Origin of the sequence: Streptomyces scabiei 87.22, assembly GCF_000091305.1 — a bacterium.
Taxonomy (GTDB): Bacteria; Actinomycetota; Actinomycetes; order Streptomycetales; family Streptomycetaceae; genus Streptomyces; species Streptomyces scabiei.
The window spans coordinates 8214347-8237776 of the sequence record NC_013929.1; the positions used below are offsets into that span (position 1 = coordinate 8214347).

At 72.1% G+C, this 23430-nt stretch carries 18 protein-coding genes and 1 pseudogene; 13 read left to right on the top strand and 6 right to left on the bottom strand.

Going from position 1 to position 23430, the window contains the following annotated elements; translation table 11 throughout:
• Positions 1 to 183: 183 nt before the first annotated feature.
• From SCAB_RS35550 to SCAB_RS47995, 3 genes and pseudogenes are all read right to left on the bottom strand, one after another.
• Entirely contained in the window at positions 184 to 1521 is a 1338-nt protein-coding gene (locus SCAB_RS35550) for a ferredoxin reductase family protein (protein WP_046773582.1), read from the bottom strand.
• A gap of 191 nt (positions 1522 to 1712) precedes the next feature.
• Entirely contained in the window at positions 1713 to 2300 is a 588-nt protein-coding gene (locus SCAB_RS35555; protein WP_013004950.1) for a pyridoxamine 5'-phosphate oxidase family protein, read from the bottom strand.
• Positions 2301 to 2975: 675 nt separating this feature from the next.
• Positions 2976 to 3821: pseudogene (locus SCAB_RS47995) on the bottom strand (hypothetical protein); the annotation flags it as partial.
• A 206-nt stretch (positions 3822 to 4027) separates the two neighbouring features.
• Here SCAB_RS47995 and argH point away from each other — a divergent pair.
• The 4 genes from argH to SCAB_RS35580 all read left to right on the top strand — a co-directional run bounded on the left by argH (position 4028) and on the right by SCAB_RS35580 (position 8898).
• The gene (argH, locus tag SCAB_RS35565) at positions 4028 to 5458 is read left to right on the top strand and encodes an argininosuccinate lyase (RefSeq protein WP_013004952.1); all 1431 of its coding nucleotides are present in this window, start codon (positions 4028 to 4030) and stop codon (positions 5456 to 5458) included.
• A 301-nt stretch (positions 5459 to 5759) separates the two neighbouring features.
• A complete protein-coding gene (locus SCAB_RS35570) occupies positions 5760 to 6731 on the top strand; it encodes an aldo/keto reductase (RefSeq protein WP_013004953.1) in 972 nt (323 codons plus the stop codon).
• An 80-nt stretch (positions 6732 to 6811) separates the two neighbouring features.
• Positions 6812 to 7378, top strand: coding sequence for a TetR/AcrR family transcriptional regulator (locus SCAB_RS35575; protein WP_013004954.1), 567 nt, complete (start codon positions 6812 to 6814; stop codon positions 7376 to 7378).
• Positions 7375 to 8898 carry an MFS transporter gene (locus SCAB_RS35580; protein WP_013004955.1) on the top strand — a complete coding sequence of 508 codons (1524 nt, stop codon included), beginning with the start codon at positions 7375 to 7377 and terminating at the stop codon, positions 8896 to 8898. Before SCAB_RS35575 ends, SCAB_RS35580 begins: the two co-directional genes overlap by 4 nt.
• A 246-nt stretch (positions 8899 to 9144) precedes the next feature.
• Here the strand turns inward: SCAB_RS35580 and SCAB_RS35585 are convergent, their stop codons facing one another.
• Entirely contained in the window at positions 9145 to 9819 is a 675-nt protein-coding gene (locus SCAB_RS35585; RefSeq protein WP_037725637.1) for a lysophospholipid acyltransferase family protein, read from the bottom strand.
• Positions 9820 to 10150: 331 nt separating this feature from the next.
• Between SCAB_RS35585 and SCAB_RS35590 the strand changes: the two genes are divergently transcribed.
• The 3 genes from SCAB_RS35590 to SCAB_RS35600 all read left to right on the top strand — a co-directional run bounded on the left by SCAB_RS35590 (position 10151) and on the right by SCAB_RS35600 (position 12498).
• Positions 10151 to 11341 (top strand): glycerophosphodiester phosphodiesterase, encoded by a 1191-nt coding sequence (locus tag SCAB_RS35590; RefSeq protein WP_013004957.1) that lies wholly within the window; start codon positions 10151 to 10153, stop codon positions 11339 to 11341.
• A gap of 107 nt (positions 11342 to 11448) precedes the next feature.
• Entirely contained in the window at positions 11449 to 11955 is a 507-nt protein-coding gene (locus tag SCAB_RS35595; RefSeq protein ID WP_037725641.1) for an RNA polymerase sigma factor, read from the top strand.
• Between the two features lie 45 nt (positions 11956 to 12000).
• Positions 12001 to 12498 carry a GNAT family N-acetyltransferase gene (locus SCAB_RS35600; RefSeq protein ID WP_037725642.1) on the top strand — a complete coding sequence of 166 codons (498 nt, stop codon included), beginning with the start codon at positions 12001 to 12003 and terminating at the stop codon, positions 12496 to 12498.
• A 67-nt stretch (positions 12499 to 12565) separates the two neighbouring features.
• Here the strand turns inward: SCAB_RS35600 and SCAB_RS35605 are convergent, their stop codons facing one another.
• Entirely contained in the window at positions 12566 to 13003 is a 438-nt protein-coding gene (locus SCAB_RS35605; RefSeq protein WP_013004960.1) for a hypothetical protein, read from the bottom strand.
• A gap of 1 nt (position 13004) precedes the next feature.
• Positions 13005 to 13364, bottom strand: coding sequence for a hypothetical protein (locus tag SCAB_RS35610; protein WP_013004961.1), 360 nt, complete (start codon positions 13362 to 13364; stop codon positions 13005 to 13007).
• 423 nt (positions 13365 to 13787) lie between these two features.
• Here SCAB_RS35610 and SCAB_RS35615 point away from each other — a divergent pair, with 423 nt between their 5' ends.
• The 6 genes from SCAB_RS35615 to cobT all read left to right on the top strand — a co-directional run bounded on the left by SCAB_RS35615 (position 13788) and on the right by cobT (position 23409).
• Positions 13788 to 14822, top strand: coding sequence for a methionine ABC transporter ATP-binding protein (locus tag SCAB_RS35615; RefSeq protein WP_013004962.1), 1035 nt, complete (start codon positions 13788 to 13790; stop codon positions 14820 to 14822).
• On the top strand, positions 14819 to 15550 hold the full coding sequence (locus tag SCAB_RS35620; RefSeq protein WP_013004963.1) for a methionine ABC transporter permease: 732 nt from the start codon (positions 14819 to 14821) through the stop codon (positions 15548 to 15550). Before SCAB_RS35615 ends, SCAB_RS35620 begins: the two co-directional genes overlap by 4 nt.
• A gap of 76 nt (positions 15551 to 15626) precedes the next feature.
• Complete coding sequence (locus SCAB_RS35625) at positions 15627 to 16457, top strand: MetQ/NlpA family ABC transporter substrate-binding protein (RefSeq protein WP_013004964.1); 831 nt, start codon at positions 15627 to 15629, stop codon at positions 16455 to 16457.
• A 177-nt stretch (positions 16458 to 16634) separates the two neighbouring features.
• Positions 16635 to 17273 (top strand): GNAT family N-acetyltransferase, encoded by a 639-nt coding sequence (locus tag SCAB_RS35630; protein ID WP_037725644.1) that lies wholly within the window; start codon positions 16635 to 16637, stop codon positions 17271 to 17273.
• Between the two features lie 125 nt (positions 17274 to 17398).
• A complete protein-coding gene (gene cbiE / locus SCAB_RS35635) occupies positions 17399 to 18610 on the top strand; it encodes a precorrin-6y C5,15-methyltransferase (decarboxylating) subunit CbiE (protein WP_013004966.1) in 1212 nt (403 codons plus the stop codon).
• 347 nt (positions 18611 to 18957) lie between these two features.
• On the top strand, positions 18958 to 23409 hold the full coding sequence (gene cobT / locus SCAB_RS35640; protein ID WP_013004967.1) for a nicotinate-nucleotide--dimethylbenzimidazole phosphoribosyltransferase: 4452 nt from the start codon (positions 18958 to 18960) through the stop codon (positions 23407 to 23409).
• The last annotated feature ends 21 nt before the right edge of the window (positions 23410 to 23430 follow it).

Genomic DNA, 23430 nt, shown 5'->3' on the forward strand with positions numbered 1-23430 from the left:
AAGTCTCGCGGGGGAGACCCGTGGGGCGAACCCGTGGGGAAACCCATGGCCAGAAAGTCGGGGTGGGCAGATCCTGATGACCTGCCGCTGGGACGGTCCCCGGACCTGGGCTGGTCCGGTCCGGGGTCGGACGGCGGGGACGGACGGCCGGACGCGATCACGCCCTTCGGCCGGCCGACTCGCTCACATCTCGAACGACTCGTGGTGGATACGGCGGGTCGGGACACCCGCACCGCGCAGCGCCTCGTAGACGCCCTGCGCGAAGCCGGGCGGCCCGCACAGGAAGACGTCGTGGCTCTCGATGTCCGGGATCTTGCGGCGCAGCGAGTCCGGCGAGATGTCCGGGCGTTCGCCCTCCGGGCTGTTCACCGCGTACATCAGCCGCGCCCCGCGCTCCTCGGCGATCTGCGCCAGCTCGTCCCACAGGGCCAGGTCCTGGGTGCTGTTGGCCCGGTAGAGCAGCGTCAGGTCGCCGGCCGCGCCGGGCAGCGTCTCGAACAGGGCCCGCATCGGCGTGATGCCCACACCGCCGGCCACCAGCAGCACCTTGCCCTTGCTGCGCTTGCCGGCCGTGAGCGCCCCGTACGGGCCCTCAGCCCACACCCGGACACCGGGCTCCAGTTCGCGCAGGGCCGAGCTGTGGTCGCCGATCGCCTTGACCGTGATGCGCAGCATGTTCGGGCGGGGCGCCGCCGACAGCGAATACGGGTGCGAGCTGAACCGCATGCCCGGCGCGAGGAACCGCCAGCGGAAGAACTGCCCGGCCTCCGCTCCCATCCGGTGCAGCTTGCGTCCGCTCATCAGCACCGACACGATGCCGGGCGACTCCTCGATGACCGCCTCGACCCGCAGCCGGTGCTTCAGGTTCAGCTTGACCGGGGAGATGATCCGGTACCAGACGACCAGGGCGGTCACCGTGCCGTACAGCGCGTACCAGCCGGTCTTCGCCGCGGGGGTGGCGGCGAACTCGTTGCCGGTGGTGATCTGGTGCCAGAAGGTCAGGAACGTGGCCGCGTACGTCAGCAGGTGCGTGTGGTACCAGAGGTCGTACGGGATCCGCTTGCGCACCGGGCCGATCGAGATGAGCCCGATGAACACCAGCAGACCGGTGCCGATGGCCGCCTTGCCCATGTCCGGCAGCTGGTTGATCGAGTCGATCGTCTGCTGCAGGATCGCGGTGTGGGTGAGGCCGGCCTGCAGGGCGTACCCGTACATCGTGAGGACGACGTGCGCGACGACCAGGCAGAGCGTGTAGCGGCCGGTCATCGCGTGCCAGCGGGCCACCCGGTCGGAGCCGACCCGCCGTTCCAGCGCGGGCACCCGGGCCATCTGGAGCACCACCAGGGCCATCAGGTAACCGGCGAGCAGGCCCGTGATCCGCCCGGCGTTCACCATCTTGCTGCCCTGGTCCGCGATGGACGCGGTGTTGTCCCACCACAGCCACACCACCGCCGCCGCGCCCGCCCAGAAGGCGATCAGCAGCGGGACGGCGGGAGAACGACGAGGTCGGATGCGGCGCATCGTCTGGCGGCGCGCGGCGCGACCTCCGGCGATCGTGGACACGGTTCCTCCGTGGTGGGCTGGACCCTTGGCCCACACGTACGTGCAGGGAGTGCCGTGTGTTCAACCGCGTGAACAACTCGCCGCGCGGCAGGACCGGTGGCGCGGGGACGGCCGCGCCACCCGCGTGCCGCCCGCGCGTCGGACCAGCCTCAGCCGCCGGAGGGCGGCAGGGGCAGCGGCAGCCCGGGAAGGCCGTCCAGGCTGGTGGCTATGTGCTCCTTGGAGCCGAAGTAGGCGCTGAGCGAGTCGTCGTCCTCGCGCGCGAAGCGCCTGCCGTGCAGGTCGCGGTCCTCCTCGTACGCCATGAACGGCACGGCGTAGCCGCAGCTGTCGCGGATGCGCTCGGCCCGGACCACGATGACGGCGCGCAGGCCGTGCTGAGCGGGGTCGATGCCGGGGAAGCGGGCCAGGAGCCCGGCGAAGCGCGGATCGTCGCGGAAGACGGCCTCCCCGGTGCCGTGCACCCGCACGATGGTGGGCGGGCCCTGGAAGGCGCACCACATGAGGGTGATCCGGCCGTTCTCGCGCAGGTGGGCGATCGTCTCCGCGTTGGACCCCGCGAAGTCCAGATAGGCGACGGTGAGTTCGTCGAGGACCACGAACGAACCGCGCAGGCCCTTGGGGGAGAGGTTGACCGTGCCGTCGGCCGACAGGGGCGCCGAGGCGGTGAAGAAGAGGGGCTGGGCCTCGATGAAGGTACGGAGGCGGCCGTCGATGCGCTCGTAAGTCTTTCCCATGTCTAACGATTATTGACGGAAAAACTTCGCCTGTCTAAGGAATTCTTCGAGGGGTCGGCGCGAAGTCGGGGATGCGGACCGAGGGCGGGAAAGCGAATTCCGGGTGGTTCCCCTTGTGGGGATCCACCCGGAACCGGGTCTTCCGTGGCCGCCCCGGCCGGCGCGCGGGGCGGCCACGGCCCCTGCCGCCCCCCGATCAGGGGCGCAGGAGGTCACTCCGGCCGAGCCGGAGGACTACTGGTTGAGCTGGCAGGGGGCGAGCTTCTCCAGGCCCTCGGGCTTGGCGGCGGCGCGGCCGATGGCGGTCTCGATGCGGTTCAGCGCGGCGACGCGCTTGTCCTCCAGCGGGCCGAGGATGGCGTTGTTGACGAAGTTCGCGCCGCCCTGGCCGACGGTGTCGACGAGGCGCTTGTTGGCTTCCTGGATCTGGGTGTCGAGGAGGGCGAGGTTGCGGTCGACCTCGGCCTGGGCGGAGGCGGGGATGGCCGGGAGGCTGCCCTCGACGGCCGGGCAGGAGATGGTGCCCGGGGCACCCGCGTTGTTCTCGGCACCCGCGTTGCCCGCGTTACCGGCGTTGCCCGCGTCCTCGCCCGCACCGGCCTCGGTGCCGGCTCCGGCCTCCTCGCCCGCCTGGTCACCGGCGCCGGCCTGGTCACCGGCGCCGGCGGCGCCGCCCTGGTTGAGCTGGCAGGGGGCGAGCTTCTCCAGGCCTTCGGGCTTGGCGGCGGCGCGGCCGATGGCGGTCTCGATGCGGTTCAGCGTCGCGACGCGCTTGTCCTCCAGCGGGCCGAGGATGGCGTTGTTGACGAAGTTCGCGCCGCCCTGGCCGACGGTGTCGACGAGGCGCTTGTTGGCTTCCTGGATCTGGGTGTCGAGGAGGGCGAGGTTGCGGTCGACCTCGGCCTGGGCGGAGGCGGGGATGGCCGGGAGGCTGCCCTCGACGGCCGGGCAGGAGATGGTGCCCGGGGCACCCGCTTCGTTCCCGGCGCCGGCGTTGCCCGCTCCGGCCCCGGCGTCCGCACCCGCACCCGCTCCGGCACCGGCGCCCGCCTGGTCACCGGCGCCGGCGGCGCCGCCCTGGTTGAGCTGGCAGGGGGCGAGCTTCTCCAGGCCCTCGGGCTTGGCGGCGGCGCGGCCGATGGCGGTCTCGATGCGGTTCAGCGCGGCGACGCGCTTGTCCTCCAGCGGGCCGAGGATGGCGTTCTGGACGAAGTTCGCACCACCCTGGCCGACCGTGTCGACGAGGCGCTTGTTGGCCTCCTGGATCTGCGTCTGCAGTAGGGCCAGGTTGCTGTCGACCTCGGCCTGCGCGGAGGCGGGGATCGCCGGCAGGCTGCCCTCGACCGCCGGGCAGGAGATGGTGCCGGGGCCGGCGGCCCCTGCGGCGTCCTGCCCGTTGTTGTTGGCACCCTCACCGGCAAGAGCGGAACCCGCGATGACCGCTCCGGAGAGCACGACCGCGGCGGCGCCGCCGATGATCCCTACGCGACGCTTGTTGTACTTCGGAAGAGCCCTGGACATGCGGATGCCTCACTCGAGTCGGGTGTGGTCGGTGTGAACTAACGCGGCGCCTGCGTTCGGTGAGAGTTACGAGCAAGCGGTTTCGTTTGTTCAAAGCTTTCTCCGCATCTCCCAAAGTTCTCTCAGATTGACGATTCATGCAGAGTTCTGCATACTCATGCATGACAGCGAACAGCGCAGTACGCGGAGATCGAGGAGCAACGCGAGTGAGCAGCAACAGCGGTGACGTACGGCTCTGGGGCGCCCGTTTCGCCGACGGTCCCGCGGAGGCCCTGGCGAAGCTGTCCGCGTCGGTCCACTTCGACTGGCGTCTGGCCCCGTACGACATCGCGGGCTCCCGCGCCCACGCGCGTGTGCTGCACAAGGCGGGCCTGCTCACCGAGGACGAGCTGACCCGCATGATCGCGGGCCTGGACCGGCTGGAAGCGGACGTGGCCTCGGGCGAGTTCGTCGGTACGGTCGCCGACGAGGACGTGCACACCGCCCTGGAGCGCGGCCTCCTGGAGCGGCTGGGCCCCGACCTGGGCGGCAAGCTGCGCGCCGGCCGGTCCCGCAACGACCAGGTCGCGACCCTCTTCCGGATGTACCTGCGCGACCACGCCCGTACGGTCGGCGGTCTGATCGCCGAGCTGCAGGAGGCCCTGATCGGTCTGGCGGAGGCCCACCCGGACGTGGCGATGCCCGGCCGTACGCACCTCCAGCACGCCCAGCCGGTCCTGTTCGCCCACCACGTGCTCGCCCATGTCCAGTCCCTCTCCCGGGACGCGGAGCGGCTGCGTCAGTGGGACGAGCGCACGGCCGTCTCCCCCTACGGATCGGGCGCCCTCGCGGGCAGCAGCCTCGGTCTGGACCCGGAGGCGGTGGCCAGGGACCTGGGCTTCGAGCACGGCAGCTCCGCGAACTCCATCGACGGCACGGCCTCCCGTGACTTCGTCGCCGAGTTCGCCTTCATCACCGCGATGATCGGCGTGAACCTCTCCCGGATCGCCGAGGAGGTCATCATCTGGAACACGAAGGAGTTCTCCTTCGTGACCCTCCACGACGCCTTCTCCACGGGCTCGTCGATCATGCCGCAGAAGAAGAACCCGGACATCGCGGAGCTGGCCCGGGGCAAGTCCGGCCGTCTGATCGGCAACCTGACCGGCCTGATGGCGACGCTGAAGGCCCTGCCGCTGGCCTACAACCGCGACCTCCAGGAGGACAAGGAGCCGGTCTTCGACTCCATCGACCAGCTGGAGATCCTGCTCCCCGCCTTCACCGGCATGATGGCCACGCTCACCGTCCACCGCGAGCGCATGGAGGAACTGGCCCCGGCCGGCTTCTCCCTCGCCACCGACGTCGCCGAGTGGCTCGTCAAGCAGGGCGTCCCCTTCCGTGTCGCCCACGAGGTCGCCGGTGAGTGCGTCAAGGTCGCCGAGTCCGAGGACAAGGAGCTGAACGACCTGACGGACGAGCAGTTCGCCAAGATCTCGGCCCACCTGACACCCGAGGTCCGCACCGTCCTGAACGTCCCGGGCGCCCTGGCCTCCCGCAACGGCCGGGGCGGCACGGCCCCGAGCGCGGTGGCGGTCCAACTGGCCGACATCAAGCAGGACGTGGCCGCTCAGCACGCGTGGGCGACCGCGAAGAAGAGCTGAGACGGGGGCAGGCGTGGGGCTGCGGAGGCGCGCCCCGTAAGGGGCGCGGGGAACTGCGCGAGAACCCCCACCGGACGCGCAGATGCGCACCCCACCCCACGCGGAGCGCGAGGGGGGTCGAAGGGGCGCAGCCCCTGGATGGAGGCACCTCCCGCTCGAGCGAAGCCGAGAGCGGGGGAGGGACGGGTAGGGGCGGCGGGGGCGAGAACTCCCCGGAGCCCGAGCCCCCGCACCGCACGACGAAGGTCATCGCGAGTTAGGTTGGTCGGAGCCTCCAGGAGCCGACCGAACGGAGCCCGCGATGCCCTTCGCCCGACTGGCCGCAGCCACCACCCCCACCTGCCACATCGGCTTCGGTCTCGCCGCAGTCGCCCGCCCCGGCTACATCACCCTCGGCCGCGACGCCGACCTCGGGGAGACCCGCACCGTCGAAGCCCTCCGCACCCGCACCCACGAACTCCTCGACGCCGCCTACGCCCAGGGCGTCCGCTACTTCGACGCGGCCCGCTCGTACGGCCGCTCGGAGGAGTTCCTCGCCGACTGGCTGAGGGCCCGGCCCGGCCCGGACGACATCGTCGTCGGCAGCAAGTGGGGCTACACCTACACCGCCGGCTGGACCACCGACGCCGAGCGGCACGAGGTCAAGGACCACAGCCTCGGGACGTACGAGCGACAGCGCGCCGAGAGCGCCGAACTCCTCGGCGACCGGCTGGACCTCTACCAGATCCACTCGGTGACCCCGGACAGCCCGGCCCTCACCGACAAGGAACTCCACGCCCGGCTGGCGGAGGCCGCCGCCCAGGGCGTCACCATCGGCTTCTCCACCAGCGGCCCGGCCCAGGCGGAGGCCATCCGCACCGCCCTCACGGTGACCGTGGACGGCGAACCCCTGTTCCGTACCGTGCAGTCGACGTACAACGCGCTGGAGACCTCCGCCGCGCCCGCGCTCGCCGAGGCGCACGACGCCGGGCTGACCGTGATCGTCAAGGAGGGCATGGCGAACGGCAGGCTGGCGGGCCCGCACGCCCCGGACGCGCTCCGGGCCGTCGCCGAGCGGACGGGTCTCGGCTGCGACGCGGTCGCCCTCGCGGTGGTGCTGCGGCAGCCGTGGGCCGGTGTCGTCCTGTCCGGCGCCGCCACCACCAACCAGCTCGCCTCCAACCTGCACGCGGCGGTCGTCGACCTCGACGACGAGCAGCTGGCCGGCCTCGCCGGTCTGGCCGAGGACCCGCGGACCTACTGGGACAGGCGCGCACAGCTGCCCTGGCACTGACCACACCTCCTGAACCACGGCCATGAGACATGCGTGCCCCCTATGAGACATGAATGTCTCACGTGGGTTATGGTTGTCTCATGGCCGTCGATCGTGAACACGTGCTGCGCAGTGCAGCCGCCCTGCTGACCCGCAAATCCACCGCGACGATGGACGAGGTCGCCAAGGCCGCCGGGATCAGCCGGGCCACGTTGCACCGCCACTTCGCGGGGCGCGACGCGCTCGTACGGGCGCTGGAGGCGCTCGGCATCGCGGAGTGCGAGGCCGCCCTGGACGCGGCCCGTCCCGCCGAGGGCTCCGCACCCGAGGCCGTACGACGGCTCGTGCGGGAGATCGAACCGGCCGCCGGGCTCCTCGCCTTCCTCTACAGCGAGGCGCAGCTGTTCGAGGGGGAGGGGCAGCACGAGGGCTGGTCCCGGATCGACGACCGCATCGCGGCCCTCTTCGCCCGCGGCCAGGCGGCCGGCGAGTTCCGTATCGACCTCACCCCGGCCTGGCTCACCGAGGCGCTCTACGGCCTGCTGGCCTCCGGCGCCTGGGCCGTCGCGGACGGCCGTGTGGCCGCCAAGGACTTCACCCACATGATCGCCGAGCTGCTGCTCGGCGGCGCTCTGCGTCATCCCGCACAACCGAGAGAGGAATCATGACCAGCACCCTGCGGCCGGCCGGCGCGACGGAGGCGGAGAAGAGGCCGGGCCGCTGGCTCGCACTCTCCGTCCTCGTGCTCGCCGTGCTGCTGGTGGCCGTCGACGCGACCGTCCTCGGTCTCGCGACGCCCTACATCAGTGAGGATCTGCAGCCGTCGGGCAACCAGCTCCTGTGGATCGGTGACGTCTACTCGTTCGTCATCGCGGGCCTGCTCGTGTCCGCCGGCAGCCTCGGCGACCGGATCGGCCGCAAGAAGCTGCTGCTCGTCGGGGCCACGGCGTTCGGCGCGATATCCGTGCTCAACGCCTACGCGACCTCGCCCGAGACGATGATCGTCGCGCGGGCCCTGCTCGGTGTCGCGGGTGCCACCCTGATGCCCGCCACCCTCGCCCTGATCCGCAACCTCTTCCACGACCCGCGCGAGCGCAGCCTCGCCATCGGTATCTGGGGCGCCACGGCGTCCGCCGGCACGGCGGTCGGCCCCGTCGTCGGCGGGTTCCTGCTGGAGCACTTCTGGTGGGGTTCGGTGTTCCTGATCAACCTGCCAGTGATGGCCGTCCTCGTCCTCGTCGGCATCAAGCTGCTCCCCGAGTCCCGCCACCCGAGCCCGGGCCCGTGGGACATGCTCAGCGTCGGCCTGTCGCTGGTCGGCATGATCGGTGTCGTGTACGCGGTGAAGGAGACCGCCTCCCACGGCCTGGGCGGCAACGCGCTCGCCGCGGGCGTGTTCGGCCTCGCCGGACTGTTCTTCTTCGTCCGCCGTCAGCTGACGCTGCCGCATCCGCTGCTGGACATGCGCCTGTTCCGCGACCGGGGCTTCTCCGGCGCGGTCCTCGCCGACCTGCTGACCATCCTCGGCCTGTCCGGCCTTGTCTTCTTCCTCTCGCAGTTCCTGCAACTCGTCCAGGGGCGGGGCCCACTGGAGGCGGGCCTCGCGGAACTGCCGGCGGCCGTCGGCGCGGTGGCCGCGGGCCTGATCGCCGGAGCCGCCGCCCGCCGTTTCTCGGTCCGTTCCGTGGTCGCGGGCGGTCTGGGGGCCATCGGCGTCGCCCTCGCCCTGCTCACGCTGGTCGACCGCACCACCGGCTACCCCCTGATCGGCGCGGCCCTGCTGATCGTCGGCGTCGGCGCGGGTCTTTCCTTCACCGTCACCGCCGACGTCATCCTCTCCAGCGTCCCGAAGGAGCAGGCGGGCGCGGCCTCGGCCGTCTCGGAGACGGCGTACGAGCTGGGTGCCGCTCTCGGTATCGCGGTCCTGGGCTCGATCGTGACGGGCGTGTACCGCGGCTTCACGGCCCCGGCGGGCACGCCGGCCGAGGCCCACGAGTCCCTGGGCGGAGCGGTGGAGGCGGCGGCGAGCATGCCCCCGCACACGGCACAGCACATGCTCACCGCGGCCCAGGAAGCCTTCGTGGACGGCCTGACCCTGGCCGCGGGCGCAGGAGCGACGGTACTCCTGGCAACAGCAGCCACAGCCTGGCTCCTCCTACGCCCCCAACACGTACCAAAGCCCACCTGACCGGCACCCCGCGCCCCTTCCAGGGGCGCGGGGAACGGCGCGAGAACCCCCCACCAACCGGCACCCGACATCGAACGAACACCCATTCAGGGGCGCGGGGAACGGCGCGAGAACCCCCCCGACCGGTCACCCGACATCAAACGAACACCCATTCAGGGGCGCGGGGAACGGCGCGAAAACCCCCACCAACCGGCACCCGACCAGGAAGCGGACACCCCCACGCACCCACCCGCCCAACCAGCGGAGCTACGCCGCTTCCTTGGCCTTCGACGCGTACATATCCACATACTCCTGCCCCGACAACCGCATCACCTCGGCCATCACCGAGTCGGTCACCGCCCGCAGTACGTACCGGTCCCGGTCCATGCCCTCGTACCGGGAGAACTCCATCGCCTCGCCGAACCGCACCGTCACCCGGTGCGGCCGGGGCAGCCCCGCACCGCCCGGCTGGATCTTGTCCGTCCCGATCATCGCGAACGGCACGACCGGCGCCCCGGTCATCAACGTCAGCCGGGCGATGCCCGTGCGCCCCCGGTACAGACGGCCGTCGGGCGACCGCGTCCCCTCGGGGTAGATGCCGAACATCCGGCCCTCGTCCAGCACCCGCCGCCCGGTCATCAGCGCCGCGACACCGCCCCGGCCGCCGTCGCGGTCGACGGGGATCATGCCGACGCCGGTGAAGAACCAGGCCATCAGCCGGCCCTTGATCCCCTTGCCGGTGACGTACTCGTCCTTGCCGATGAAGACGACCTGCCGGTCGCAGACCAGCGGCAGGATCATCGAGTCGATGAAGGTCAGATGGTTGCCGGCGAGGATCACCGGCCCGTCTCCCGGAATGTGCTCGGCGCCCTCCACCCGGGGGCGGAACATCAGGCGCATGATCGGTCCGAGCACTGCCTTGATGAGCACGAAGCGGGACAACAGGCCCTCCCATGTCAAGCGTTCCGGTACAAGTATGTGCAGGTGAGGACGATACTCCCGGCTCCGGGGGTGTCGCACACCGGGTTCACCGAGTGGATACCAAGTGTTGACGCTGTTTTACCTGCGGTGACGCCCGGGTGGCGGCGTGTCACGGCCCCGAAACATGTGACGGACGTCGCGCCGGCGAACGGACGACCCGTCAAATTGCGCCACTCGTGCGACACGAGGCGTCTTCCGCGTGTTCGGTCCCAGGTCTCCCGGCAGTCACCTCCGGACACCTACGATCGTCCCGCTTTGACAGGTGCAGGGCATCACGGTGGAGGAGCCGTTCATGGGGACGCAGGAGTCGCGGCAGTCGCAGGACTCGAACGAGCAGGGACGCGGAGCGGGCCGACGGGCGCTGCTCGGCGCCGCGATGCTCGGCGCGGGCGGAGCGGTCCTCGGACTGCCGGGCACGGCCACGGCCGCCGAGACCGCGTCGGGCGCGAAGTCGGGCGGCGGATACCGCAGACTGCCCGTGCCGACGATCATCGGGCACCGCGGCGCCAGCGGCTACCGCCCGGAACACACGCTCGGCTCGTACCAGCTCGCCCTCGACCTGGGCGCGCACGTCATCGAGCAGGACCTCGTGCCCACCAAGGACGGCCACCTCGTGTGCCGTCACGAGAACGACATCACCGGCACCACCGACGTGGCGACGCACCCCGAGTTCGCCGACCGCAAGGCCACGAAGGTCGTCGACGGCGTCACGTACACCGGCTGGTTCACCGAGGACTTCACCCTCGCCGAGCTGAAGACCCTGCGCGCCAAGGAGCGCATCCCGGGCAACCGTCAGAGGAACACCCTCTACGACGGCCGCTGGGAGATCCCCACCTTCGAGGAGGTGCTGCGCTGGGCCGAGAAGGAGGGCAGGAAGCGGGGCGAGCGGGTCTGGCTGCACGTGGAGACCAAGCACCCCACCTACTTCCGCAAGCTGGGCCTCGGCCTGGAGGAGCCGCTCGCCGCGCTGCTGCGCAAGTACGACCGGCACAAGAAGAACTCGCCGGTCTTCCTGCAGTCGTTCGAACCGAGCAGCATCCAGCGCCTGAACGGCCTGGTGGACAGCCCCCTGGTCGTCCTGCTCTCCGGCGCCGCCACCCGCCCCTGGGACTTCGTCGAGGCCGGTGACCCGCGCACGGTCGCCGACCTGGTCAAGCCGGCCGGGCTCGCCTGGATCGCGTCCTTCGCCAACGGCATCGGCCCGACGCTCGACCTGGTCATTCCGCGCGACGCGGGCGGCAACCTGACGACTCCCACCACCCTCGTCGCGGACGCGCATGCCAAGGGCCTGATCCTGCACCCGTACACCATGCGCAACGAGAACACCTTCCTGCCCGCGAACTTCCGCAGGGGCGCGGACGCCAACGCCTACGGCGACGCGTTCGGCGCGTTCAAGGTGTACTTCGACACCGGCATCGACGGCATCTTCACCGACAACCCCGACACCGGCCTGCTGGCCCGTGCGGACTTCGTGGGCGACTGAGCCGGCCGGGGGAATCCCGGCCGTCAACACATGAACCCCCTGCCCCGATTGGGGTGACTTCCGTCCGCCCCGGCAACCCCTGCCGGGGCGGTGGCGTCCCGGGGCATATGACACACGACCTGCTGACCGTCCTCCGCCCCCTGCTGGCCGCGGAGGCGTCGGCCGAGGCCCACGCGGCCGGCGCCGAGGCGGGGGACCTGGAGCAGGCGGTCTGGCTGCGCCTGCTGGAACGGCTCGACGCCGACGGCCCGCCCGCCGACCCGGAGGGCTGGCTGCGCGGCGCCGTCCGCTTCGAGGCGCGCCTCAGCCGCCGCACGGCCCGGCGTGAACTGCCCTACACCGCCGAGCCCGCCGACGAGCACGCGCCCGGCCCCGAGCACCAGGCCCTGACCGCCGCCCGCCGCCGCGCGCTGTACGCGGCCGTACGCCGGCTCCCCGGGCGCTGCCCCCGGCTGCTCGCGGCCCTGCTGTCCCCGAACGACCTCACCTATCGCGAGATCGCGGGCGAGTTGGGTATCTCACAGGGCAGCCTGGGCCCGGAACGCTCCAGATGTCTGGGATGTCTTCGGCGATTGCTGGCCACGGAGGTTGCGGCACACGAACCACGGGGATAGGAGTGAAGGACATCGGGTGAGCAGGTGAGCGGGAGGCGTGCACACATGGGCATGAGCGTGACCATCGCGGTGGCGACCGAGCAGGACGCCGAGCAGATCTTCAGGCTGCAGTACCTGTGCTTCCAGGGCGAGGCGGCCCTGTACGGCAACTACCGCATCGACCCGCTCGTCCAGAGCCTCGACTCCGTCCGCGAGGAGGTCGCCTCGGACTGCGTGTTCGTGGCCAGGCTCGGTGACGAAGTGGTCGGCTCCGTGCGCGGCGCCCTCGACGCCGACGGCACCGCGGCCATCGGCAAGCTCTGCGTCCACCCGCGCCTCCAGGGCCACGGCATCGGCGCGCGCCTGTTGCGCGCCGCCGAGTCGGCCCTCGCCGGAGAGCGCGGCGCCACCAGGTTCCGCCTCAGCGCGGGCCACCGCAGCGAGGGCAACCTGCGGCTCTACCGCCGGGTCGGCTACGAGACCGTGGGGACCAGCCAGGGCCGGGACGGGGTGCCGATGGTGGTGCTGGAGAAGCCCGCGGAGGCGTACGCGACGACGGCGTGACAGCGGCCCCGGAAGGGGGCGGAAGCAGGGCGTCGGCCGCGACGGTTCTCCGGCCGTCTGAGGTCCCTCAGGCGGCCGCCTCCCGGCGCGCGCTCCTGCGCAGCCAGTACATCGCCGTGACCGGAAGGATCACGGGGATGAACAGGTAGCCGATCCCGTAGTCCGACCACACCGTCCTGTCCGGGAACGCCGACGGCTCCACCAGCGTCCACGTCCCCACGATCAGCACGCCCGCCAGTTCCACCGCACAGCACACCCGTGCCGCCTTCCGGGCGAACTCCCCGCCCCGGACCAGCGAGTACGTGATGAACCCGTAGACCACCCCGGCCACCGCGGACAGCGTGTACGCGAGCGGTGCGTGCGCGAACTCGGTGGAGATCTGCACCGCGGACCGCGACACGGCCCCGACGACCATCACGCCGTACAGCCAGACCAGCAGCATCCCCGGTCCGCTGATCAGCCGCGTCCGCTTCGTCTCCTGCCGCACTTCGTCCGTCGCGCTCACGTCAGCCTCCCCAGATGTCGTAGAGCCGCACCTGCAGCACGGCGAGCACCACACCGCCGGCCGCGACGGTCACGCTGCCCCAGCGGGTGCGCTCCGCCAGGGACATGAACCCGGTGACCGGGACGCAGGCGAACGCTCCGAGCAGGTAGGAGACGAAGATCGTGGTTCCCTGCTCCGGCTTCTCCCCGCGCGCCAACTGCACGATCCCGACGACCAGTTGCACCAGGGCCAGCACCGACACCACGGCCATGCCGATGAAGTGCCAGTCCTTGGTCGGCTGATCGCGGTACGCGGCCCAGCCGCACCAGGCGGCGAGCAGAAGCGCGGCGACGGCGGTCGTCACCGTCAGGGGAACAAGCATGCCGCGACCCTATTACGGCGCAAAACCCCGCCACGTCCGGCCCCGCCCCAGGAGGCCCGCCGGGCGTGCACCGTGGCCTTGGCCACAGCGACGGATGCCCACAGGGTGGACGCCACTCCACTCCACCTGCTGGTATTCCCGGTAATGCTGTCCGTATCGCGGACGCTCCGCTCTCACCTGCCGCATACATCTGTTTTACTGATCTCATGACCACGACGAGCTGCCGCACCCTTGCGACCGAGGCGACGATGACGCCCGGTGCTCGTTGTATGTGTCGAATGTGCGCCTGCTAGAGGCCCCCACCCCCCGGCACGTCCGTACGCGTCGCTGAACGCCGTACGTGACCCCTGTGCCCGCGCACGCCTTCCCTCCCGTACCCGGGCACACCCCTGCCCCGCGTACTCGACAGTGATGGAAACCCCAGTGATCACGACATCAGGCCTGACCAAGGTCTACCGCTCGCGCGGCCGTGAGGTCACCGCCCTCGACGGCGTCGACCTCCACGTCCGCGAGGGCGAGGTGTACGGCGTCGTCGGCCAGTCCGGCGCCGGCAAGTCCTCCCTCATCCGCTGCGTCAACCTGCTGGAGCGCCCCACCGCCGGCACCGTCACCGTCGCCGGGCGGGACCTCACCGCCCTCGCCGGGCGCGGCCCCCGTGCCGGCAAGGAGCTGCGGCGGGCGCGCAGCCGGATCGGCATGGTCTTCCAGCACTTCAACCTGCTGTCCACCCGCACGGTCCAGGACAACGTCGAGCTGCCCCTGGAGATCCTCGGCAGGTCCGGCAAGGAGCGCTCCCGCAAGGCCCTCGAACTCCTCGACCTCGTCGGGCTCGCCGACCGGGCGAAGTCCTACCCGGCCCAGCTCTCCGGCGGTCAGAAGCAGCGCGTCGGCATCGCCCGCGCCCTCGCCGGCGACCCCGAGGTGCTCCTGTCCGACGAGGCCACCAGCGCCCTCGACCCGGAGACCACCCGCTCGATCCTGACGCTGCTGCGCGACCTCAACCGCGAGCTCGGCCTGACCGTCCTGCTGATCACCCACGAGATGGACGTCGTGAAGTCGGTCTGCGACTCGGCCGCGCTGATGGAGAACGGGCGCATCGTCGAGTCCGGCACGGTGAGCGAACTCCTCGCGACCCCCGGTTCCGAACTGGCCACCGCCCTCTTCCCGGTGACCGGCGACGCCACCGGCGAGGACCGCACCGTCGTCGACGTCACCTTCCAGGGCGAGGCGGCCACCCAGCCCGTCGTCTCCCGGCTGTCGCGCACCTACAACATCGACATCTCGATCCTCGGCGCCGCCATCGACACCGTCGGCGGCCTCCAGGTCGGCCGGATGCGCATCGAGCTGCCCGGCCGCTACGAGGACAACGTGGTGCCGATCGGCTTCCTGCGCGAACAGGGCCTCCAGATCGACGTCGTGGGCCAGGAGCCCGTCCTGGTGAAGGAAGGTGCCAAGTGACCTGGTCCGAGATGCGGCCGCTGCTGGAGCAGGCCTGTTGGGACACCCTCTACATGGTCGGCTGGTCCACGCTCGTCGCGGTCGTCGTCGGTCTGCCGCTCGGCATCCTGCTCGTCCTCACGGACCGGGACGGGCTGCTGCGCAACGTCCTCGCCAACAAGGTCATCGGGCAGGTCGTGAACGTGGCCCGCTCGATGCCCTTCATCATCCTGATGGTCGCGCTGATGGGCTTCACCCGCTGGGTCACCGGCTCGACCATCGGCCGTGAGGCGGCCGTCGTGCCGCTCGCCATCGGCGCCGTCCCGTTCTTCGCGCGCCTGGTCGAGACGGCCGTCCGAGAGGTGGACCACGGGCTCGTCGAGGCCGTGCAGGCCATGGGCGGCACCACCTGGACCGTCGTCCGCAGGGTCCTCGTCCCGGAGTCCCTGCCCTCACTGATCTCCTCGGCCACCACGACCGTCGTCGCCCTCATCGGCTACTCGGCCATGGCCGGCACGGTCGGCGCGGGCGGCCTCGGCGACATCGCCATCCGGTACGGCTACCAGCGCTTCGAGACCGAGCTGATGTGGATCACCGTGGTGGTCCTCGCGGTCGTCATCTCCGTCATCCAGTTCGCCGGCGACTCCGCGGCCCGGGCCCTGCACCGGCGCGGCGGCCGCTCCGGAGCGGCCCCCCGGCTCCGGCTGCTTGGGGCCGGAACCGCCACCGCGGACATGACCAAGGTCTAGCCCGCGCTCGGGCACCCGCAGACTTCCCGTCCCACCCACGACGGGACAGCTCCACCCAAAAGGAAAGGCACTTTTCGTGCGTAACACCGCCAAGTTCACCACCGCCGTACTCGCCGCCGGGGCCCTCACCCTCGGGCTCACCGCCTGCGGCGCGGACAAGACCGACGCGTCCGACACGAGCGGCCCCCTGGTCGTCGCCGCCAGCCCCACCCCGCACGCCGACATCCTCAACTTCGTGAAGGACAAGCTGGCCAAGGACGCCGGACTGGATCTGGAGGTCAAGGAGTTCAGCGACTACGTCCTGCAGAACCCGGCCACGCAGGACGGTTCCGTCGACGCCAACTACTTCCAGAACCAGCCGTACCTCGACGACTACAACAAGAAGAACGGCACGCACATCGTGCCCGTCGTCACCGTGCACCTGGAGCCCCTCGGCCTCTACTCGAACAAGCTCAAGAGCAAGGACGACCTCAAGAGCGGCGCGACCGTCGCCGTCCCGAACGACACGGTCAACGAGGCACGCGCCCTCAAGCTCCTCGACTCCGCCGGGATCATCACGCTCAAGGACGGGGCCGGCACCGACGCGACCCCCGCCGACATCACCGCGAACCCGAGGAAGCTGAAGTTCAAGGAACTGGAGGCGGCCCAGACCCCGCGCTCCCTCGACGACGTCGACGCCGCGGTGATCAACGGCAACTACGCCCTCGAAGCCGACCTCTCGCCCGCCGACGACGCCCTCGCCGTCGAGCCCGCCAAGGGCAACCCGAACGGCAACTTCCTCGCCGTCAAGGAGGGCAACGAGGACGACCCGCGCGTGAAGAAGCTCGCGGAGCTCCTCACCTCCGACGAGGTGCGGAAGTTCATCGAGGACAAGTGGAGCAACGGCTCCGTCATCCCGTCGTTCTGACCCGGGTCCCCTCCCGCTCCCGTCCTTCCGTGCCGACGGCACGTATACGGCGTATCGCCACGCATCGGGGCCGCTCCCTCACGGGGAGTCGGCCCCCTGGTGCGATTCAGTGCTTTCATGCTGCATGCTGGGCAGTTCGGCAGGCTCTCAAAGTTTTCGAAGGTTACGGAGCGGCGCATGATGAGCACCTTTCCCGACATCTCCATCAACACGGATCGGTTGGTTCTGCGCCCGTTCGACGAGGACGACATCCAGGCCTTCACCGAGATGATGAACGACGAGCAGGTGATGGCCTGGACCGATGTCCCCCAGCCCTTCACCGAACGCGAGGCGCGTACCTGGATCACCGGGTACGCGCCCACCGAACGCACGTCGGGACGGGGCCTGGACCTCGCGGTCACCGAGTTCCTCACCCAGCGCCTGGTCGGCGTCATCCGGCTGACCAAGACCGACTGGCACGTACGAGCGACGGAACTCTCGTACGTCGTCGCCCCCTGGGCGCGCGGCGAGGGCTATGCCTCCGAGGCCGCCCTCGCCACCGCCCAATGGCTGTTCCGTGAGCAGAAGTTCGAACGCATCGAGCTGCGCACGGCCGCCGACAACACCGCCTCCCAGCAGGTCGCGCAGAAGATCGGCTGTATCAGCGAGGGCGTCCTGCGCAACGCCTGTATAGCGCGCACCCGCACCGCCGAGGACGGCTGGACCGAGGTCCGTACGGACTTCATCGTCTGGAGCCTCCTCCCGGAGGACATCGAGGGTGTCAGCGAGGAACTGGCCGACAGCGGCGGTTACGGGGCCTACTCGGACTGGAACTGAACCCCCGCGGCCGTCGCGGGGCCGCGAACCCGGCCGCCGGAGCCCACCGGGCCACCGGGTAGTCTCGACGCACCCCGTGCGGGCATTCCCGACGACCTGCGAAGACCCTCTGGAGACTGACGAAGATGGCCGACCGGGTCACGGTGATCGGCTGGGACGGCTCCCCCCTGACCGCCGCGGCACGTTCCGCCCTCGCCGCCGCCACGCTGGTGGCCGGCGCGGCCCACCATCTCGCACTGCCCGAGGTGCCCCCGCGCGCCGAACGCATCCGCCTCGGCAGCGTCGCCCTCGCCGCCCGCCGCATCGCCGGCCACCGGGGAACCGCGGTCGTCCTCGCCGACGGCGACCCGGGGTACTTCGGTGTCGTCCGCACCCTGCGGTCCCCCGAGTTCGGCCTGGAGGTCGAGGTCGTCCCCGGTGTCTCCTCGGTCGCCGCCGCCTTCGCCCGCGCGGGCATGCCCTGGGACGACGCGGAGGTCGTCGTCGCCCACCGCCGTACGCTGCGCCGCGCGGTGAACGTCTGCCGTGCCCACACCAAGGTCGCCGTCCTCACTTCGCCCGGCGCCGGACCCGCCGAACTCGGCCTGCTCCTCGACAGTGTCCACCGCACCTTCGTCGTCTGCGAGGAACTCGGCACGGAACGCGAGCGGGTCACCGTCCTCAGCTCCGACAAGGCCGTGGACCGTACCTGGCGCGACCCCAACCTCGTCATCGTCATCGGCGGCCACGCGGGCGCGGCCGCCGGCGGCGGCTGGCTCGCCGGGCGCGACCCCGCCGCCGGACCGCGCGGCTGGGCCCTGCCCTCCGCCGTCTACGGCGGTGCCCTGGGCGAGGGCGAGTCCGAACTGCTGCGCTCCTCCCAACTCGCCTGCCTGGGCCCCCGGGTGGGCGACCTCGTCTGGGACATCGGCTCCGGCAGCGGTGCCTTCGCCACCGAGGCAGCCCGCTGCGGCGCCGCCGTGATCGCCGTGGACCACGACCCCGAAGCCTGCGGCCGGACCACCCTCGCCGCCCGCCGCTTCGGCGTGCAGCTCCAGGTGGTGCACGGAGCCGCCCCGCACGTCCTGGAGAACCTGCCCGAACCCGATGTCGTACGCGTCGGCGGCGGGGGAGCCCGGGTGGTCTCGGCCGTGGCCGACCGCCGCCCGCGGCGCATCGTCACCCACGCCCTGACCAGGCCCGCCGCCGAGCGCGTCGGACGGGACCTGACCGAGCACGGGTACGAGGTCCGCTGCGACTTCGTCCAGTCCGTGGAACTCGATACCAGGGCCTGGACGGAACGGGAGCGGAGCGTCGCGTTCCTGCTCAGCGGGACTCTGCCCGAACGTTCCGTGTGATCCGGTTGTCGTACCGGCGCGGTAGGCTGGCCGACTGTTGTACCGCACTTCGACATCCGGCCTTTCGTCGGTCAATGTCCTAAAAGCACGCCCGTTTTGAGGGCGTGTGTGGTACGGCGAAACGGGGAGGACGCGCAACGTGGCGCAGTCCACAGTGGACCGTCGCGGATCAAGCTGTCGCGACGGGGGGACGACCGGGACAATGGCCCTTCAATGGCTTTGTCGACATGCAGCCGGGTCGTCACGTGCCGCTGGGCACGCACGCTCGTTCTCCACAGTGGGGCGGTAGGTGCGCCGTTCCCGGGCCAGCTGGCATGGAGGCACTAACCGATGGGCGAGGGGTACGCATGACCGACACCGGCCAGGTCCCGGGCGAGGGACTGCCGGAGAGCGCAGGCATGGTGGAGCAGCCGGGCGTCCCTGCGCCGGGTGCGTACACCTACCTCTCCGAGACCGCCGCCGAGGACGAAGATCTCCTGCTGCCGGGCGCCCAGGGCGCGTGGGGCAACGAGATGCCCCCGCCCGCCCCCGAGCCCGTCGTCCAGGTCGTCCACGAGCCCGCCGTCCATGAGCCGGGCCCGCACGAGATGTCCGGCCGCGACAGCGGCTCGCACGACCTGAGCGCCGTCCGTACCCCCGTCGCGACCCCCGTCCCGCAGCCGCCGGTGGCCCGCCGCCCGCTGCACCTCGGTCCGCCGACCCCCGACGCCTCCGCCAGCCCGGTCCGCTCCCTCGCCGACCGCGGGCCGGCCGGTGCCCCCGTGCCGCCGAGCGCCGTACGCCACCCCGGCCCGGAGTACCTCGACGCGCCCCAGCAGCCCGTGTCGCAGTGGGTCGGCGCCCCCGCGCAGGCCACCCCCGCGGTGGCGCCCGGGGGAGCGGCCGCAGAAACGGTCGTTCCGCAGGAGGCACAGCTCTCCGTGGCCGTGGCCGAGACGACACCGGCCGAGGACATCCAGGACGCCGAGGCTCTCCACCAGGCCCAGGACGCGGCCTACGCCCTGGCGCAGGAGGCCGCGGCCGCCCAGTTCCGGAACCCGGAGGCAGTGGGGACGCCGGTCGCGGCGCAGTTCCAGGCCCCGGAGACGGCCGAGCCGCAGGCGGACGCGGCGGAGCCGAACGCATCGCAGCCGGACGCGCCGGAGCCGGATGCCCCGGAGGCCGGTGTAGCGCCGGTCGCCGTCGAGGCGCAGGTGCCGGAGGCCGTCGAGACGCCGGCCGTCGAGCAGACGGCCGAGGCGGTCGAGCCGCAGGCGCACCCCGGGGAGGCCGAGGAAGCGCCGGCCGTTGCCGAGGAGCAGGCGCCGCAGGCGCCGGAGGCGGTCGGGGCACCGGTCGTCGAGCAGGCAGCCGTGGTCGCCGAGGAGGCCGAGCCGCAGGCGCACGCCCCGGAGCCCGGGGACGTGCCGGTCGCCGTCGAGGCACAGATGCCTGAGACGGCCGAGGCACAGATGCCGGAGACGGCCGAGGCACAGATGCCGGAGACGGCCGAGCCGCAGGGCGCGGAGCAGCAAGCTGCCCCCGAGGCTGCCGCGGAGCCTTCCGTGCCGGAGACCGAGCCGGCCGTCGAGGCCCCCCAGGCGGTGGTCCAGCAGGACCCCGAGCCCGTGGAGACGGCACCCGAGGCGCAGGCACCCGAGGCGCCGGTCTCCCAGGAGCCCGAGCCCGTCGGCCCCGCCGCCGGGGACCCGGAGCCGGTACCGGCCGGGATCGTCGCCGAGGCCCAGGACGCCTCGCAGGTCGCTCAGGAGCCCGAGGCGCAGACCCCGGACCCCGTCGACGCGTCCGCTCCGGCCGTGCCCGACGAGGCCGAGGCGCTGCCCTTGGCCGACCCCGCCCTGCCCGAGCAGGCCGGAACGGCCGACCCGGCCGATGCCGGGCGGCCTGCGGCCCCGGAGCAGCAGGCGCCGGCCGACGAAGCCGACGCGACCGACGGGACCGACGAGCCGGGGACCCCCGCCGCGTCGGACGACGAGAGCACCCCCGCCCCCGCGCAGGAGTCCGGGCAGGCGACGTCGACCCCGGTCGCGGAGCCACCCCTGCCCCCGGAGGCCGAGGCGGAGCAGGCCCCGACGCCGGAACCCGAGGCGGAGCCCGTGCCCGAGGCCGCGGAAGCCCGGCCGCTGGAGCCCACGCAGCCGGAGGCCGAGGCCGCCGCACAGGGCCCGCAGGCCACCGAGCCGGTCGAGGCAGTGACGGACGAGGCAGCCGACGAGGAAGAGGAGCTGGCCGGGAGCGTGGACGGGGGCCGGGCCGAGGAAGCCGCAGCCGAGCAGACCGCCGCGTCCGACGGCGCTGCTCCGCAGCCGGAGGCCGTACCGACGCCCGACCCCGCCGAAGCCGTCGTCGAGCCCGAGGTCACCGAGGTGAACGCGGCCGACGAGCAGCCCGCCGAGGGAGAGCCGCAGGCGCAGTCCGGGCCCACCGACGAGGCGACCGCCGAAGCACCGGCCGACCCGCCGACCGTGGACCCCGAGACCGCTGTCCCCGTGACCGTGGACGCCGCCGCGACCGCCGAGCCCTCCCCGGCCGAGGCGCCGCACCCCGTGACCACCGGGATCGCCGCCCCCCAGGGTGCGGTGGTCCGGACCCCGGCCGAGCCCGCGCCGGACACACCGCTCGCCGAAGCGACCCGGGAGCCCGCACCGGAGACCGGTGCCGTCCGTCCGCCGGAACCGTTCGTCCCCCTCCTCGGCTCCCTGCCGACCGCCGCCCCTCGAACGGCACCGGCCCCGTCGTCGGCGCCCGCCGTCACCGAGTTCCCGCCCGCCGAGGGGCAGGAGGAAGCGGCGGCCGGGCCCGCGGTCCCCGGTCCTCGGGACTCCGAGGACGAGACGATCGTCGTACCGCAGTCGCTCGCGGCGGCCGGCGCGGACGCGGAACCCGAGCTGGTCCAGAACGCCGAGGACCTGGCCACCCGGGCCGCCGACCAGGAGGACGGCGAAGCGGCGCACGAGGCCGAAGCAGTGGAAGCGGCAGCGGAGGAGAGCACGGACCCGGTGGACGAGACGCCCGACGACGTTCCCGTGTCCGACGTGCAGGAGGACGAGGCACGGCAGCCCACGGGCCCCGCCGCGCCGCCGTACGACGACGCCGAACGCGAGGCCGTCCTCAAGGTCATGCGCGAGCGCCGCGACATCCGCAACGGCTTCCGCAGCGACCCCATCCCGCACGACGTCCTGCTCCGCGTGCTGGAGGCCGCCCACACGGCGCCCTCCGTCGGCCACTCGCAGCCCTGGGACTTCGTCGTCATCCGGTCCGCCGAGACGCGCCGCACGATGCACGAACTCGCCCAGCGTCAGCGCGAGGCGTACGCGAAGTCGCTGCCGAAGGGCCGGGCGAAGCAGTTCAAGGAACTGAAGATCGAGGCGATCCTCGACACCCCGGTGAACATCGTCGTCACCGCCGACCCGACCCGCGGCGGCCGCCACACCCTGGGCCGCCACACCCAGCCGCAGATGGCGCCCTACTCCTCCGCGCTCGCGGTCGAGAACCTCTGGCTCGCGGCCCGCGCCGAGGGGCTCGGCGTCGGCTGGGTCAGCTTCTTCGACGAGCGCGAGATGGTCCGCGAGCTCGGGCTGCCGGAGCACCTGGAGGTCGTGGCGTACCTGTGCGTCGGCTACGTCGACGAGTTCCCGGCGGAGCCCGAGCTGATGCAGGCGGGCTGGGCCAAGCGGCGCCCGCTCTCCTGGGTCGTCCACGAGGAGACGTACGGCCGCCGCGCCCTGCCCGGCGCCGAGCCGCACGACCTGCTGGCCGAGACCGTCGCCGGTATCCGCCCGCTGGACGCCAAGGCGCTCGGCGAGGCGTGGGAGCGCCAGAAGCGCATGACCAAGCCGGCGGGCGCCCTCGGCATGCTGGAGATCATCTCCGCGCAGCTGTCGGGCCTGTCCCGGCAGTGCCCGCCGCCCATCCCGGAGCCCGCGGCCGTCGCCATCTTCGCGGGCGACCACGGCGTGCACGCCCAGGGCGTCACTCCCTGGCCCCAGGAGGTGACGGCCCAGATGGTCGCCAACTTCCTCGGCGGGGGAGCGGTCTGCAACGCCTTCGCCGCCCAGGTGGGTGCCGAGGTGTGCGTGGTGGACGTGGGCGTGGCGAGCGACCTCCCGGCCACGCCGGGGCTGCTGCCGCGCAAGGTCCGCGCCGGTACGTCCGACATGACCACCGGCCCCGCGATGACCCGCGACGAGGCCAAGCAGGCCATCGAGGTGGGCATCGAGACCGCCCGCGACCTGGTCGCGGCCGGCAACAAGGCGCTGCTCACGGGCGAGATGGGCATCGCCAACACCACGGCGTCCGCCGCCCTGATCGCCGTCTTCACCGGCGCGGACCCCGCCGAGGTCACGGGCCGGGGCACCGGTATCAACGACGAGACCCTCGCCCGCAAGACCGAGGTCGTGCGACGGGCCATCGAGCTGCACCAGCCCGACCCCGCCGACCCCATCGGCGTCCTCGCGGCCATCGGCGGCTTCGAGCACGCCGCCATCGTCGGCCTGCTCCTCGGCGGCGCCTCCCTGCGGACGCCGGTGATCCTCGACGGCGTCAGCGCCGGCGCCGCCGCGCTCGTGGCCCGGGCCATCGCCCCCGAGGTCCTCGCCGCCTGCATCGCGGGCCACCGCAGTGCCGAGCCGGGCCATGTGGCCGCACTGCAGAAGCTGGGCCTGCGGCCCCTGGTCGACCTCGACCTCCGCCTCGGCGAGGGCACCGGCGCCCTCCTCGCCCTCCCGGTCGTCCAGAGCGCGGCCAGGGCGATGCACGAGGTGGCGACGTTCGACTCAGCGGGGGTGACCGAGAAGTAGGGAGCGGGCGCCGGGTGCGCC

Excerpts from the sequence above, each read along its gene's own strand:
- SCAB_RS35580 (WP_013004955.1), top strand. The coding sequence starts at position 7,375 with ATGACCAGCACCCTGCGGCCGGCCGGCGCGACGGAGGCGGAGAAGAGG.
- SCAB_RS35550 (WP_046773582.1), bottom strand. The coding sequence starts at position 1,521 with ATGCGCCGCATCCGACCTCGTCGTTCTCCCGCCGTCCCGCTGCTGATC.
- SCAB_RS35575 (WP_013004954.1), top strand. The coding sequence starts at position 6,812 with ATGGCCGTCGATCGTGAACACGTGCTGCGCAGTGCAGCCGCCCTGCTG.
- SCAB_RS35630 (WP_037725644.1), top strand. The coding sequence starts at position 16,635 with ATGATGAGCACCTTTCCCGACATCTCCATCAACACGGATCGGTTGGTT.
- cobT (WP_013004967.1), top strand. The coding sequence starts at position 18,958 with ATGACCGACACCGGCCAGGTCCCGGGCGAGGGACTGCCGGAGAGCGCA.
- cbiE (WP_013004966.1), top strand. The coding sequence starts at position 17,399 with ATGGCCGACCGGGTCACGGTGATCGGCTGGGACGGCTCCCCCCTGACC.
- SCAB_RS35590 (WP_013004957.1), top strand. The coding sequence starts at position 10,151 with ATGGGGACGCAGGAGTCGCGGCAGTCGCAGGACTCGAACGAGCAGGGA.
- SCAB_RS35610 (WP_013004961.1), bottom strand. The coding sequence starts at position 13,364 with ATGCTTGTTCCCCTGACGGTGACGACCGCCGTCGCCGCGCTTCTGCTC.
- SCAB_RS35570 (WP_013004953.1), top strand. The coding sequence starts at position 5,760 with ATGCCCTTCGCCCGACTGGCCGCAGCCACCACCCCCACCTGCCACATC.
- SCAB_RS35595 (WP_037725641.1), top strand. The coding sequence starts at position 11,449 with ATGACACACGACCTGCTGACCGTCCTCCGCCCCCTGCTGGCCGCGGAG.
- SCAB_RS35555 (WP_013004950.1), bottom strand. The coding sequence starts at position 2,300 with ATGGGAAAGACTTACGAGCGCATCGACGGCCGCCTCCGTACCTTCATC.
- SCAB_RS35600 (WP_037725642.1), top strand. The coding sequence starts at position 12,001 with ATGGGCATGAGCGTGACCATCGCGGTGGCGACCGAGCAGGACGCCGAG.